Here is a 12,911-nt window from a genome sequence, read left to right as displayed (position 1 = left end):
CCAGCTTCTTCATGCGATACAACCGAATCAGGCTCCACAGCCACAACAACTACCTGTCGCCGATAGCTATGGAGCAGCAGGCGGCGTGATCACCGTAATCGGTGTCCGGAAAAACTTGACCAGAACAAGCCGGCTCCCACAGGTACAGCACAGTCCATGAGTTGTGTGGGGTACTTGTGGGAGCCGGCTTGCCGGCGATGAGGCCGGTGCGACTGCCTGATAATTCAGCGTTTGCCGAGGATCTTCCCCAGCATCTCCGGCCGCGGTGCCCCTTGCTGGCTCTGCAGGTTGCCCTGTTCATCCTGATAGAAGATAGCCGGGGTTGCCTGCAAGCCCATTTCTTCCATCAAGGCCATGTTCCCCGCCAGCTTCTGCTGTACCGCGTCCGGCACCGTGGCGAGCGCCTTCAGCGTGCTCGCCTTGCCGGCCTTTTCATGCTGCTCCAGCGCTTTGGCCGGGTCTTTGGCGGCCAGCAATGCCGCTGACTTGCCTGGGCTGTCCTCGCGGATGATGCCGACCATGATATGGCGCAGCTGCACCTTGCCCGATTCCACCCAGGGCCGCGCCTGTTGCCAGAACATGTTGCAGTATGGGCAATTCGGGTCGCTGAACAGGTACACCTTGCGCGGCGCATCGGCCTTGCCGTCGGCGATCCAGCTGGTCTTTTCCAGCTTGGCCCAGATGGCCTTGGACATCGGCCCATACACCAGTTTTTCCAGCGGTTCGGCACTCAGGTCCTGGCCCTGTTCGTCGAACAGGCTGCCGACCAGCACGTGCTTGCCGTCGGGCGTGAGGTACAGGGCAATGCCGTTGTTGTGGTACTCGGCGGCATAGCCGCGCAAACCGTTGGGGGCGTCGAAGCTGCCCTTGATCACGGCGCCCTTGGCTTGCAGTTGCTGGACCGCCTTGGGCAGGTCTTCAGCCTGTACCCATGGGGCGGCCAGCAGGGCCAGGGAGAGGGGCAGCAGTGCAGTCAATCGCATGTCAGTTTCCTTGTGCGGCAGGGGCGGGCGCGGCGGCCCGGTCGAAAGGTTCCAGCGCATGGCGCAGGCTGGCCCTGGACAGCTCGCCCAGGTGGCTGCCGACCAGCCGCCCGTTGGCGTCGTAGAACAGTGTGGTGGGCAAGGCCATCGAGCCGACCCGCTGGGCCAGTACGCCGGTGCCGTCGAACAGCACATGGGTCAGGCTCAGGCCGGTGGTGGCCAGGAAGGTGCTGACGGTTTCTGGCGTCTCACCCTGGTTGACGAACAGGAAGGTCACCTGGGGATACTCGCCCTGGGCCTGTTGCAGGACTGGCATTTCCCGCCGGCATGGCGGGCACCAGGTGGCCCAGATATTGATGACCAGCGGCTTGCCGCGGTAGCTGTGCAGCGCGACCGATTGCCCGCCAGCATTGCGCAGGCTCAACTCGGGCAGCTCGGTGCCTTTGCTGTACAGGTGGCTGCCCAGGCTGGCGAGGCCCCAGAACAGCGCACCACTGAACAAGGCCCAGCCCAGGGGGCGGCGCAGGCCGGGGTGGCGCCAGCCCTGCCAGAGGGTAGCGAGCACGATGCCGATCAGCCCCGACCAGAGCAGAAAACCGCCGTCACGGATGTCGATGACCTGCAGCAGGTCGTCCCGGTACATCGGCCAGTAGGTCACAACAAAGCCGATACGGGCGCAAAGCAGGCCGATCAGGAACAGGTTGAACAGCGCCGATTCCGGGCTCTCGCCGCCGCGCCGCGCGACCCACCAGCCGACCACGCTGGCAATGCCAAGGGCGGCCAGCATCAACAGATGATTGAGGGCCATGGTCAGTGGCCCCAGCGTTACCGTCAGCATCAACCTTGGCTCCTGGTCTGCGCCCAGTGTTGCAGGAACGCGGCCGCATCCACCTCACCGGTGATGCGCCGCGCGCGGCGTTCCTCGCCGTCCGGGCCGAGCCAGAGAATGCTGGGCGGGCCGGGTACCTGGTAGCGTTGCAGCAGTGCGCGGCTGGCCGGCGCGTCGGCGGTTACGTCCAGGCGCAGCAAGTGCACGCCGGCAAGGCTCGCCTGCACATCACCACGGGCGAACACCTGCTTTTCCATGACCTTGCACGACACGCACCAGTCGGCATAGTAGTCGATCATTACCCACTGGCCACGGGCCTTGGCCGCCTCCAGCTCACGTTGCAGGTCCTCAGGGCGGCTGACGGTGACGAAAGCGTCTTCGGCATGTTGCTGCGGGGCCGCCGTTGCGCCACCGCCGGCGAATGGTCGCAGTGGCTGCCACAGGTCATCGCCGCCGGCCGCAGCGCCGACCAGCAGCAGGCCACCCCACAGCGCCCCCAGCAGCGGCACTGCGCGCAAGGCAGGCAAGCGTTGCAGCGCCGGCCACATGGCCCAGCCCAGGGCAACCAGCCAGGCGCCACTCAAGGCCAGCAGCAGTGGCGCGGCGATCAGACTGCGCACGGTGTACAGCGCCATGGCCAGGAACACGAAGCCGAACACCCCCTTGACCCGGTTCATCCAGGCGCCCGGGCGCGGCAGGTAGCGGTTGCCGACGGTTACCAGCAACAGCAGCGGCAAGCCCATGCCCAGGCCAAGGCTGAACAGCACCAGTGCGCCTTGCAGCACATCGCCACTTTGCCCGATGTACAACAGCGCGCCGGCCAGCGGCGCGGTCATGCATGGGCCCAGCAGCAGCCCGGACAGCGCGCCCAGCAGCGCCGCACCGTACAGGTTGCCGCCCCGGGTCGCCTGCCCGGCGCGGTCCAGGCGATCACGCAGGGCGGCGGGCAGTTGCAATTCGAAGGCGCCAAACATGGGCAAGGCCAGCAACACGAACAGCGCCGCCAGGCTGCCCAGCAACCACGGCTGCTGCAGCCAGGCCTGCAGGCTGGCGCCCAGCAGCGCGGCGACTACGCCCAGCGCTGCATAGACCAGCGCCATGCTCAGCACGTAAACCCCGGCCAGCACCCACCCACGGCGCGCGCTGGCGCCGTTGCCCAGCACCAGGCCGGCGAGGATCGGCAGCATCGGCAGCGAGCAGGGGGTGAAGGCCAGCAGCAAGCCAAGGCCGAAGAACGCCAGCAGGCTCCAGCCCAGGCTGGCGCTCTGCAGGCCACTGGCCAACGCCTGGTCGCTGGCCTGGTCAGCCACCGGTGCAGTACTGCCACCGAGGTCGATCACGGTAGTTTGCGGCGGGTAGCACAGGCCGGCATCGGCGCAGCCCTGCCAACCCAGACGCAGCTGGCCCTGAGCGTTGGCAGGCAGCAGCAGTTCCAGCTGATCACGGTACACCGCGCTGTCGCCGAAGAACTCGTCGTGGTGGTTCAGGGCAGGGGGCAGCTGCGGCTGCTGGTCGGCCGACAGGCCATCGAACTTCAGGCGCTTCTGGTAGAGGTAGTAGCCCTGCTTGATCTGGAAGTACAGGCGCATCTGGCCGTCGGCCTGGCGGTCATGGGTGAGGACGAATGCCTGGTTGACCGGCAGGAAGTCGGGTTTGGCCTGGAACGGGTTGGCTTGCAACGGGCCGGCCAGCAGTAATGTCAGGAAGAGCAGGAGGACGCGCATGTCTTCGCCTTGGCAGATGTGAACGCAGGCCATGCTGGCCTGAGACGATTAACCCAAGGTTAACCGTTGGTGCAGACAGTGCTGCCGGGCCAGGGCCGGCGTGGACACACCGCGACATACTGTCAGGTTGACTTTGCCAACACCTGGCAGATTGCTGTAAAGTTGACGTGAAAGTCAGTTTTTTGTGGGCGGCCCGCCAAGCCGCCCACTGCCCCCTCAGTTTCCCTGCACAAGAATCAAAAGATGGGCAGGCATCGTTCTGCCCAGAGGATCAAGCATGTCCAACCGTGATATTTCCCGGCGCTCCTTCCTGCAAGGTGGCCTGATCGCCGGTGTCGGCGTGACCATGGCGCCGCTCGGCAGCCAGGCGTTCGCCGCGCTGATGGAGGACCGTGTCACCACCTCGCCGCAGAAGTGGATGAACCATGACGGCAAGGCGCGTTTCCGTAACGACGCGTTGTCCAAGGTATGCGGCAACAAGGTCTTCGCCCGCGACATTCGCGCCAAAGACATGCCCGGCTGGCCCGCCCAGCAAGGCCACGCCATGCTGCTCAAGACCACCAAGGCCGACCGCATCTACGAGGGTTACGACCTGGGTTGGCTGGGCGCCGAGCTGCAGCCGGACCGCATCGTCACCGCCGCCGACCTGGAAAAGGACGGTATCGCCTGGCCTGAAGCCCATTCGCCCGACCCGCTGTTGCCGCCCGGCAAGGTGCCGATGTTCATCGGCCACCCGGTGGCGATCCTGATCTGGAGCGACTTCGAGCGCTTCCGCCAGGCCAAGCGCAAGCTGCAGTTCAACGATAAGGCGATCCGCTATGGCGCCCAGGCGCCGTTGTACCAGCGTGACCCTTACGGCAGCTTCCGTTTCGTGCGCGTTGGCGGTGCCACGCCGTTCGACGAGGACGCGTTCTCCAGCCTGAAGAACACCATGCTGTTCCCGACCATCCTCAACCGCAAGCCGGTGTGGTCCAAGGCGCCCAACCAGCATGGCGACCTCACCGAGCAAGGCCTGTTCCACGCCAAGCGCATCGATGAGCAACTGGGCAACCCGCCGCAAGACTGGCTGGTGTTCGACGAGCGCTACAAGACGCCGTCCATCGAGCCGGCCGCGCTGGAGCCCGACAACGGCAACGGTTGGTACGACGCGGCAACCGGCACGCTGCACTTCGTGGTCGCTACCCAGTGCCCGTTCGAAGTGGCGCAGGAATGCGTGCACATGATCAAGCCGTCGCGCTTCGGCCTGAAGCAGCTCAACGTGCACCCGGGCTACACCGTGGGGTACGGCTCCAAGGACAACAACATCTTCGTGTTCTATGCCGCAGTGGCCGCGTTGTATGGCGCCGGTGTGCCGATCCGCCTGGCCAACGACCGCTACGAGCAGTTCCAGAGTGGCATCAAGCGCCATGCCTTCGATATTCGCTATCAGCTGGCAGTGGACAAGAAGGACAACAGCTTCAAGATCTTCCGCGCCGACATGACCTGCGACGGCGGTGGCCGCATCAACTACAGCCCGTCGGTGGCTGCGGTGGGCGCCACGGCGGCGCAGTCGATCTACTACATGCCGCAGAACGACCTGTCCGTCACCGCGTATCACTCGCGTGGTGTCGAGGCCGGTTCGATGCGTGGCTACGGCACCCTGCAGACCATGGCTGCCACCGAGATGATGGTCGACGAAGTGGCCGGGCGCCTGGGCGTCGATGCCATCGACCTGCGCCGCGCCAATGCGCTGAAGTCGGGCATGAAGAACACCCAGGGCGCAGTGCCCGCGGGTGCCCTGCGCCTGCACGAGATTCTCGACAAGGCCGCTGCCCATGAATGGTGGCGCAACCGTGACGCGCGCAAGCGCGAGATGGACGCCAAGGACCAGGACCACTGGTACGGTGTCGGTTTCGCCATCTGCCAGAAGGACTTCGGCACCGGTTCCGAAGCGCCGATGGCCAGCATCGAGTTCACTGCCGATGGCCGCATCAGCCTGCGCCACATCGGCACCGAGCTGGGCACTGGCATGTCGACCTCCCAGGCGCTGGTGGTGAGTGACTTCCTCGGCCGCTCGGCCGATGAGGTCAAGACCGCCGCCACCGAATGGCCGGAGTTGCAACTGACCACCAGCGGCAACCCGTACCTGATCAGCCAGGCCGAGCAGGACGCTGCGCTGCGCGACCCGCGCTGGGTTGGCAAGCTGGCATCGCCATCGTCGGCCACCAACTCGGCCTTCTACTTCAGCCACGCCACCCGTGAAGCGGCGCGTGTGCTGTTCAATCACGGCCTGTGGCCAGCCGCCATGGCCCTGTGGCGCCAAGGCCCGTTCGGTGGCCAGGCCAACCCGTTGGTGGTGCGCCGCGAGAACGCGGTGTGGGTCAACGGCGAGCTGACCGGCAACGGCCTGGCGCCGATTCCGTTCGCTGAACTGGCGAAGAAAGCCCACGAAATGGGCCTGGTCACCGGCGTCAGCGTGCACGGTTTCAACCGCTGGAGCTGGGCCGAGGCCGACTTCGTCATCGACGGCGTGCGCGAGCGCTTCCCGCTCGATGCCGTGGCCGTGAAGTACGGCGACGGTGCGCCGAATGCCAAGAAAGCACAGATGACCAGCAACGGCTTCCACCTGCTCGACCGGCAGAACGCGGCCTACCCGGCCACCCAGCTGAACAACGCCATGGTCACTTATTACAGCCCGGTGGCGACCATCGTCGAAGTGAAGGTCAACAAGGGCAGCGGTGAAGTCCAGGTGCTCAACCACCACAGCTGGGTCGAGTGCGGCCGCGTGCTGGTGCCAGAACTGGTCAAAGGCCAGCTCGAAGGCGGTATCGCCATGGGCATCGGCCATGCGCTGACCGAAGAGATGCCGTTGCATGAAGGCGGCCCGGGGGAGGGCGACTGGAACTTCAACCGCTATCGCCTGCCGCGTGCCAAAGACGTGGCGGTGTGGAAGCAGACGTCCGAGATCCTCCCGCCGCTGTCGCCAACCGACCCGTCCAAGGGCATCGCCGAAGTGGTGATGATCCCGGTGGTCGGTGCCATCGGCAACGCCGTGGCCCATGCCATTGGCAAACGCGTGCGCGACCTTCCGATTACTCCAGCCCGCATCAAGGAGGCCCTCAATGGCTAACCGTCCGCTTCAACTGACCCTCAACGGTCAACCTGTCGGTCCGGTCGAGGTCCCCGATGACCTGGCGATGATCGACTACCTGCACGAACACCAGAACCTCACCGGCTCGCGCCTGGGCTGCGGCCAGGGCATCTGCCACGCCTGCGTGGTGATCGTCGACAACCCCGATGGCACCAGCGAAGAAGTGCGCACCTGCATCACCGGCGCGCATTACTTTACCGGTAAGAAGGTCCGCACCATCGAGAGCCATGCCAAGCAGGACGAGGCCGGCAACTTCACGCTGAACCCGATCCAGCAGAAGTTCGTCGACCTGTTCGCCTTCCAGTGCAGCTACTGCGCACCCGGCTTCGTCAACGCCGCGACCGTGCTAGTGGAAAATGCCCAGCGCCAGCCTGTGAAGAAGAGCGAGCTGGAAGACCGCATCGAAGAGAGCCTGGGGCACCACATCTGCCGCTGCACCGGCTACGTGCGTTACTACGACGCTACCCGCACGGTCCTCAACGACCTCGGCCTGGTCAAGGAGGGTTGAGCATGGCGTTCGTTCGTTCCGGTCTGGCGCTGGCGCTTGGCCTTGTCGTATCGATGGCTGCCCAGGCGCAGGACCAGGCACAGGTCAAGCGCGGGGAATACCTCGCCCGCGCCGCCGACTGCATGGCCTGCCACACTGCCGAGGGCGGCGCGCCCTACGCCGGTGGCCTGCCGATCCATTCACCGTTCGGTACCATCTACGGCAGCAACATCACCCCGGACAAGCAGTACGGCATCGGCAACTACACGGCCGACGAGTTCTTCGCTGCCGTCACCGAAGGCAAGCGCAAGGACGGTGCCAACCTGTACCCGGCCATGCCTTACACCTCGTACCACCTGATCAGCCGGGAAGACTCGGATGCGATCCTGGCGTACCTCATGACCGTGCCGCCGATCAATCGCCCGGCGCCGGAGACCAAGCTCAGCTTCCCGTTCAACGTGCGCATGGGCCTGGCCGGCTGGAACATGCTGTACGGCAAGAGCGTGCAGCTGCAGCCCACGCAGGGCAAGAGCCCGGCCTGGCAGCGCGGCCAGTACATGGTCGAAGTCATGGGCCACTGCGGCGAGTGCCACACCCCGCGTAACCCGATTGGTGCCTTGCAGCAGGACCAGCGCCTGACCGGCGGCCTGCTCAACGGCTACCTGGCGCCGAGCCTGCTGGCCCAGGACCTGGCCGAGCGCGGCTGGACCCAGCCAGACCTCACCACCTTCCTCAAACACGGCATCAGTGCCCAGGGCAGTATGTTCAACGAGATGTACCCGGTGGTGCACCACAGCACCCAGCACCTGGAAGACGCAGACCTGGCCGCCATGGCCACCTACCTGCTGGGCGACCAGCCGCCGGCGGCCAAGGTAATCAAGGAAGTGCCACTGGAGCAGTTGACCGAAAGCGCCAAGCGCGGCCGCCAGCAGTACCTCAATGTCTGCGCCGGCTGCCACGGCGTCGATGGCGAGGGCAAGCCGCATATCGCCGTGGCCATGCAGGGCAACACGGTGCTGCGCCAGGGTGACTCGCGCAACCTGGTCAAGGCGATTGTCGACGGTATCCGCGAACAGCAGTTCACCGGCTTCGAGCGTATGCAGCCGATGCCAGGTTTCGCCGACAAGCTCGATGACCAGCAGATCACCGACATGGTCAACTACCTGCGTCAGGCCTGGGGTGGTTTACCCGGTGACCTGAACGTGCAGCAGCTCGCCGAGCTGAAGGCGGAGTGACGCGTGCAGCATCTTGATCTGCAGGTCGTGCACCAGGCGTTGCAGTGGTCGTGTAACGGCCAGCGGGTATGGTTGTGCACGGTGCTCGCCACCTACGGCTCGGCGCCGCGTGCGCCGGGCTCGTTGCTGGCGGTGAACGACGGCGGGCAGTGGGTGGGCTCGCTGTCGGGCGGTTGCGTCGAGGAAGATTTCCTCGAGCGCGTCGCCCTGGGCGAGTTCCCCGAGCCAGTGGCGTTGGTGCGGTATGGCGATGGCAGTGACCGGCGTTCGAGCATTCGCCTGCCCTGTGGCGGCGTGCTCGAGGTGCTGGTGGAAAACCTGCCGGCCGATTGCGAGGTGCAGGGGCACCTGCGTGAGCTGCACAGTGCGCTGCAGGGTCAGCGCCGCCTGCTGCGCGAGGTGAGCCTGCCGGATGGGGCTCGCCAGCTCAGCAATGACACTGCCCAGGGCCCGCGCGTCGAACGTGAAAGCAGCCGCGTTCGCCTCCGGGTCGGCGCCGCCCAGCGCCTGCTGTTGGCGGGCTATTCCAGCGTGGCGCAGTATTGCGCCGAGTTCGGCAAGGGCATGGGCTTTGAGGTCATCCTTTGCGACCCGCGTGATGAAGTGCTCGAAGGGGTGGCGCTGGAGGGCATTGAAGTGCGCCGTGAACTGCCGTCGGAATTCATCGCCAACGGGGGTTGCCATGCCGACACCGCAGTGGTTGCATTGACCCATGATCCTAAAATCGATGACCTGGCCATGCTTGAAGCGGTGCGTACAGAGGCGTTCTACATTGGCGTGATGGGCTCGAAGGCCACTTCCGACAAGCGCCGCGAACGCCTGCAGCGGATCGGTGGCCTGGGTGACGACGAGCTGGCGCGCATCCACGCGCCAATCGGCCTGAACCTGGGCAGCAAGACCCCGGCGGAGATCGCATTGGCGGTGTTGGCCGATATCCTGCGGATGCGCAACGGCATCACCCGGGCGGCGCTGTGAAGGTCGTCGCGCTGGTGCTGGCGGCAGGTCGCAGCGTGCGCTTCGGGGGCGACAAGCGCCGCGCCACCCTGGCCGATGGGCGCAGCTTGCTGGTGCACAGCGTCGAGCGGGCTTGCTCGGTGTTCGGTGATGTACGGGTGGTGTTGCGCGAAGGTGAGCGGGCAGAGGACCTTGGGTTGCCTGCTGGTTGCCGGGTCATTGCCAGCCCGCAGGCTGCTTTGGGAATGGGCCACAGCTTGGCAGCCGGCACTGCATCGCTGATCGACAGTGATGCACAGGCGGTGGCGATTCTGTTGGGCGACATGCCTTGGATCGCTCGGGCAACTTTTGGCCAGCTCATATCGGCTGCTGGAGCCTCGGCCATTGTGTTGCCACAGCATGACGGGCGGCAGGGGCATCCCGTGTTGTTCGGGCGCGATTTCTGGGCGGCGCTTTCACGCCTGACGGGTGATGAAGGGGCGCGTTCCGTGGTAAGGGCCCACTCGGCGAATTGCATCAGGCTTGATGTTGAGGACCCCGGAGTGTTGCAGGACGTGGATCGGCCTGATGCGGTTTACCGGTAAGCAGGGTGGTTTCGCCTAATCATTTTCTTCTTGCTCTTCGTCGAGTTCATACGGCTGAAGGTCCGCCATCTGCGAAAGCAGAATCAAATGCACTTCGGCGTCGAGTCGCTGCAGACCATCCAGCGTGGCAGAGCCTCCCAGCACCAGGGCAGGCACGAAACCGTACATCTCGTTAGCTTCTAAATCGCCCAATTTTTCCCGGGCTTCGTCGAAAAGGCCCAGGCCGATATTTTCGGTCATGGCCCACATCAGCAAGCTCTGAATTTTGCTTTCTCGTTGTTCGCTGTTGGCGCTTGGGGCACTCAAAAAGTACCGGGAATGGTAGGCCGCAATGGTCAGGAGCGAGCCGGTGTTTTCACCCCACAGGTACAACTCGCCAAACGCGCTGCGGGCGATGAGGTGATAGGTGTCGTGGGTGGTGCCTCCCACCCAGGCGTCCACCACGGCTTCGTATTCGCCTGGGTTGACCAGCCAGAAAAGACCGCTACCGTAGCCGCACCAGCCGTGTTCTTTCCAGTAATCCAGGAGTTGGTTGGGGAGTTTGTCTTTGTAACGTTCGAGGGTGGAAGGCGGGACGGGTTGGTGGCCGATGGGGTTGCCGAGGGTTTCGAGGAAGATGGAGAAGACTACGTTCATTGGTTAATTCCTTATTTTTTGCGTGTTTAGAAGTCGGAAAAAACGTAAGGTTCGAGGGTGGAGATCTGAGAAAGCAGTACCAAATGCTCAACAGTTTTTACTTTTTCAAGCTTGGTAAGGTCGCTCGGTCCCCCAAAGGCTAAAGCGGGAACAAAGCCATACATCTCATCATGTTTTAATGGGCCAAGTTTTTTCCGTGCTGGCCCGAACATTTCATCGAAGTCAACGGATGCTTTCTCTTTGCTGAGGAAGAAACTTTGCACTTCCCTGTCCATGTCCGCTGCCGTCAATTCATACTGGCTTCCCCTGTATCGTGAGAGATGAGCCAGGATCTTTACTGAAAACCCAGTTTTCTCTCCAAATAGATACAGGTCGCCAAAAGCGCCGCGAGCGATGAGGTGATATTTGTCCCGGCTTTCCAATGCTGTGCCTTCAATCAACGACGCGATTGCCACCTCGTATTCATCGGGGTTGACGGTCCAAAATATTCCGTCGCCGTAGCCGCACCAGCCATGCACCTTCCAATAGTCCAGCAATCTTTTTGGTAGAATACCTGTATATCGTTCTAGGCTTGAAGTCGGAACCTCCTGTCGAAAAAACGGCTCGCCAACTTGTTCAATAAATAGAGCAAAAATTTCATCCATGGCAGTGTCCCTGGTGGTTAGCATTTATGCAGTTTCACATTTAATGGTACTGATCCCGCGCCTGATCTTGACGCCTTTTCGGCAGCATTCTTTAGGTGCTGAATTCTGCTTCTCCATTGCGGCCCTATGCTCGAGTTGACTTGCCTATCGCCAAAATCTGAAATAGCATCTCGACCGCCTGCGATCAGGTCAGGGTTATGCAAAGCTGCCAGAGAAGACATGGATTCCTTTGTTTGCACTACTGAGAGTTTCCTGGCTTCAATGGGGTTCATGGTTTTCAATAACTGTTTCTGGAGCCTCTCTTGTAACGCTTCATAGAATTCTTTTCGTGCGGCTTTTGCAATGCTCGGATCTCGTTTGGCTGCATTAGTGAGGTTTTCGAGAAACTCCTCAACCGTCAGCCGGTTCAACCCATCTTGCTGCCCCTTCAACTGCCGTTCAAACTCCCGATGCTTGGAGATCGGCAAGTTGTCCGCTTTGAAGCACGCCACCGTATGAAGCGGCATGCTACCGGGCTTGCCAGTCGAAGGCTCTTTGTCTTTCCCGTTAGGTCTATTCGTCTGCGCAGGCTCTGGATCATCCCCCGCTCCCCTGCGTCGCTCCGGCACCTGCAAATCCGGCCGCTTCTTCAACCCCTCTTCATGCTTGAGCATCCATTGCCCAAGCCGCGCCCCCTTGTCGCTGGCAGCCATTTCCTGCGCCAGCACCCGGGCATCGCCGCGCCCCCGAGTGAGGTACGAAACAATCGCACCCAGCAACAGCACCACGACTTCCACATGGCCAAGGGCAATCGAATGCGCGGCCCGCGATATCGCATTCGGATCATCTCTGCCGAACGGGCTCAAGCCTTCATCGTGCGTGCCTTCCCAGGCGCTGCGGATGCCGTCCAGGTAGTACTCGCCTATACGCGGCAACCCGTCGATGAAAAACTCGGCGATGGACGACAGGCCGAGTACGCCGAGGACCCAGCCGCTAACCTTCAGGCCCATCGTGGCGCCTACCCCTGCGAGGGGAAAAGCCCCGGCACCGGCACCAAAGGCACCGATCCCGGCACCGATGGCGCCGCCGGTAACGGCACTGCCGACGACGATCATCGCCATCTGCCGGACCACGACCAACAGTTCGTCGAGGATGCTGGCGATTTCCAGCTCGGTGAAGCGTCGGCGCAAGAGCTGCGCGGCTTGCCATTCAGCCTGGTTGAAGGCGGACTGGACGGCGCGGATTCGGCGAATGTTGAGTGCGAGTGACGCGACCGGTTGGTTGTACTGGTCGACGAAACGGGCACCTCCTTGATAGCCCATTTCATCGATGATGCGCGACTCGATCTCGTGCCATGACGGCACAAGGCGGCTCAGAAACATGTGTGTCTCCCTGACAGGTGCGTGCAGGGGGAAATCACATCATGGAATGAATGTAATCATTTCTGAGAAGGTTGTGGGAAAAGTCTCTATCGGCGCTAATTGGCGGGAATTGGGGTGCGTTCTGGGGTGCTTGACTCAATTGCGTCGGCGTCCTTGAGATCGAGCGCGGCCCGCGCGGCGCTTCGCGAAGCGCTTGTCTTGGGATCTTCAGCGCCCATGAGACCGAGCGCCGCCCGCGCGGCGCTTCGCGGGGCAAGCCCGCTTGTATGGTAGGACTTGAAGGGAGGAGGAGGGACATAGCTCGCTTCTGACTGTTCGCAGCAGTACAGACCGTGGGAGAAATC

Annotated in this window: 12 protein-coding genes; 5 read left to right on the top strand and 7 right to left on the bottom strand. The window is 63.1% G+C overall.

Going from position 1 to position 12,911, the window contains the following annotated elements:
* Positions 1 to 224 precede the first annotated feature (224 nt).
* The 3 genes from dsbG to dsbD are packed head-to-tail and all read right to left on the bottom strand — an operon-like array spanning position 225 to position 3,536.
* Positions 225 to 983, bottom strand: a complete 759-nt coding sequence (dsbG, locus tag ABEH27_RS25465; protein WP_346616214.1) for a thiol:disulfide interchange protein DsbG — start codon at positions 981 to 983, stop codon at positions 225 to 227.
* Between the two features lies 1 nt (position 984).
* Entirely contained in the window at positions 985 to 1,821 is an 837-nt protein-coding gene (locus ABEH27_RS25460; RefSeq protein WP_346616213.1) for a prolipoprotein diacylglyceryl transferase family protein, read from the bottom strand.
* Positions 1,821 to 3,536, bottom strand: coding sequence for a protein-disulfide reductase DsbD (gene dsbD / locus ABEH27_RS25455; RefSeq protein WP_346616212.1), 1,716 nt, complete (start codon positions 3,534 to 3,536; stop codon positions 1,821 to 1,823). The genes ABEH27_RS25460 and dsbD overlap by 1 nt, the downstream gene beginning before the upstream one ends.
* A 277-nt stretch (positions 3,537 to 3,813) precedes the next feature.
* On the opposite strand from dsbD, the gene ABEH27_RS25450 reads away from it, so the two are divergent.
* Genes ABEH27_RS25450 through ABEH27_RS25430 form a run of 5 tightly spaced genes read left to right on the top strand, consistent with a single transcriptional unit; the run spans position 3,814 to position 9,926 of the window.
* A complete protein-coding gene (locus ABEH27_RS25450; RefSeq protein WP_346616211.1) occupies positions 3,814 to 6,645 on the top strand; it encodes a xanthine dehydrogenase family protein molybdopterin-binding subunit in 2,832 nt (943 codons plus the stop codon).
* Positions 6,638 to 7,174 carry a (2Fe-2S)-binding protein gene (locus tag ABEH27_RS25445; RefSeq protein ID WP_241804480.1) on the top strand — a complete coding sequence of 179 codons (537 nt, stop codon included), beginning with the start codon at positions 6,638 to 6,640 and terminating at the stop codon, positions 7,172 to 7,174. The genes ABEH27_RS25450 and ABEH27_RS25445 overlap by 8 nt, the downstream gene beginning before the upstream one ends.
* 2 nt (positions 7,175 to 7,176) lie before the next feature.
* Complete coding sequence (locus ABEH27_RS25440) at positions 7,177 to 8,388, top strand: cytochrome c (RefSeq protein WP_346616210.1); 1,212 nt, start codon at positions 7,177 to 7,179, stop codon at positions 8,386 to 8,388.
* Between the two features lie 3 nt (positions 8,389 to 8,391).
* Positions 8,392 to 9,363 carry an XdhC family protein gene (locus ABEH27_RS25435; protein ID WP_346616209.1) on the top strand — a complete coding sequence of 324 codons (972 nt, stop codon included), beginning with the start codon at positions 8,392 to 8,394 and terminating at the stop codon, positions 9,361 to 9,363.
* Positions 9,360 to 9,926, top strand: coding sequence for a nucleotidyltransferase family protein (locus tag ABEH27_RS25430; protein WP_346616208.1), 567 nt, complete (start codon positions 9,360 to 9,362; stop codon positions 9,924 to 9,926). The genes ABEH27_RS25435 and ABEH27_RS25430 overlap by 4 nt, the downstream gene beginning before the upstream one ends.
* A gap of 15 nt (positions 9,927 to 9,941) precedes the next feature.
* On the opposite strand, the gene ABEH27_RS25425 is transcribed toward ABEH27_RS25430, so the two are convergent.
* The 4 genes from ABEH27_RS25425 to ABEH27_RS25410 all read right to left on the bottom strand — a co-directional run.
* Entirely contained in the window at positions 9,942 to 10,562 is a 621-nt protein-coding gene (locus tag ABEH27_RS25425) for a GAD-like domain-containing protein (RefSeq protein ID WP_346616207.1), read from the bottom strand.
* 26 nt (positions 10,563 to 10,588) lie between these two features.
* A complete protein-coding gene (locus tag ABEH27_RS25420; protein WP_346616206.1) occupies positions 10,589 to 11,206 on the bottom strand; it encodes a GAD-like domain-containing protein in 618 nt (205 codons plus the stop codon).
* A gap of 17 nt (positions 11,207 to 11,223) precedes the next feature.
* Positions 11,224 to 12,567: a DUF6861 domain-containing protein gene (locus tag ABEH27_RS25415; protein WP_346616205.1), complete on the bottom strand. Its 1,344-nt coding sequence runs from the start codon at positions 12,565 to 12,567 to the stop codon at positions 11,224 to 11,226.
* Positions 12,568 to 12,662: 95 nt separating this feature from the next.
* On the bottom strand, positions 12,663 to 12,911 hold a 249-nt coding region (locus ABEH27_RS25410; RefSeq protein WP_346616204.1), incomplete at its 5' end, for a hypothetical protein.

The organism is Pseudomonas sp. P39-UII1 (genome assembly GCF_039672635.1).
GTDB lineage: Bacteria > Pseudomonadota > Gammaproteobacteria > Pseudomonadales > Pseudomonadaceae > Aquipseudomonas.
This window is presented reverse-complemented; position numbering and strand designations above follow the sequence as displayed.

Bases quoted from the DNA above. Each gene is read 5' to 3' on its own strand.
- dsbG (WP_346616214.1), bottom strand. From the start codon at position 983: ATGCGATTGACTGCACTGCTGCCCCTCTCCCTGGCCCTGCTGGCCGCC.
- ABEH27_RS25460 (WP_346616213.1), bottom strand. From the start codon at position 1,821: ATGCTGACGGTAACGCTGGGGCCACTGACCATGGCCCTCAATCATCTG.
- dsbD (WP_346616212.1), bottom strand. From the start codon at position 3,536: ATGCGCGTCCTCCTGCTCTTCCTGACATTACTGCTGGCCGGCCCGTTG.
- ABEH27_RS25450 (WP_346616211.1), top strand. From the start codon at position 3,814: ATGTCCAACCGTGATATTTCCCGGCGCTCCTTCCTGCAAGGTGGCCTG.
- ABEH27_RS25445 (WP_241804480.1), top strand. From the start codon at position 6,638: ATGGCTAACCGTCCGCTTCAACTGACCCTCAACGGTCAACCTGTCGGT.
- ABEH27_RS25440 (WP_346616210.1), top strand. From the start codon at position 7,177: ATGGCGTTCGTTCGTTCCGGTCTGGCGCTGGCGCTTGGCCTTGTCGTA.
- ABEH27_RS25425 (WP_346616207.1), bottom strand. From the start codon at position 10,562: ATGAACGTAGTCTTCTCCATCTTCCTCGAAACCCTCGGCAACCCCATC.
- ABEH27_RS25420 (WP_346616206.1), bottom strand. From the start codon at position 11,206: ATGGATGAAATTTTTGCTCTATTTATTGAACAAGTTGGCGAGCCGTTT.
- ABEH27_RS25415 (WP_346616205.1), bottom strand. From the start codon at position 12,567: ATGTTTCTGAGCCGCCTTGTGCCGTCATGGCACGAGATCGAGTCGCGC.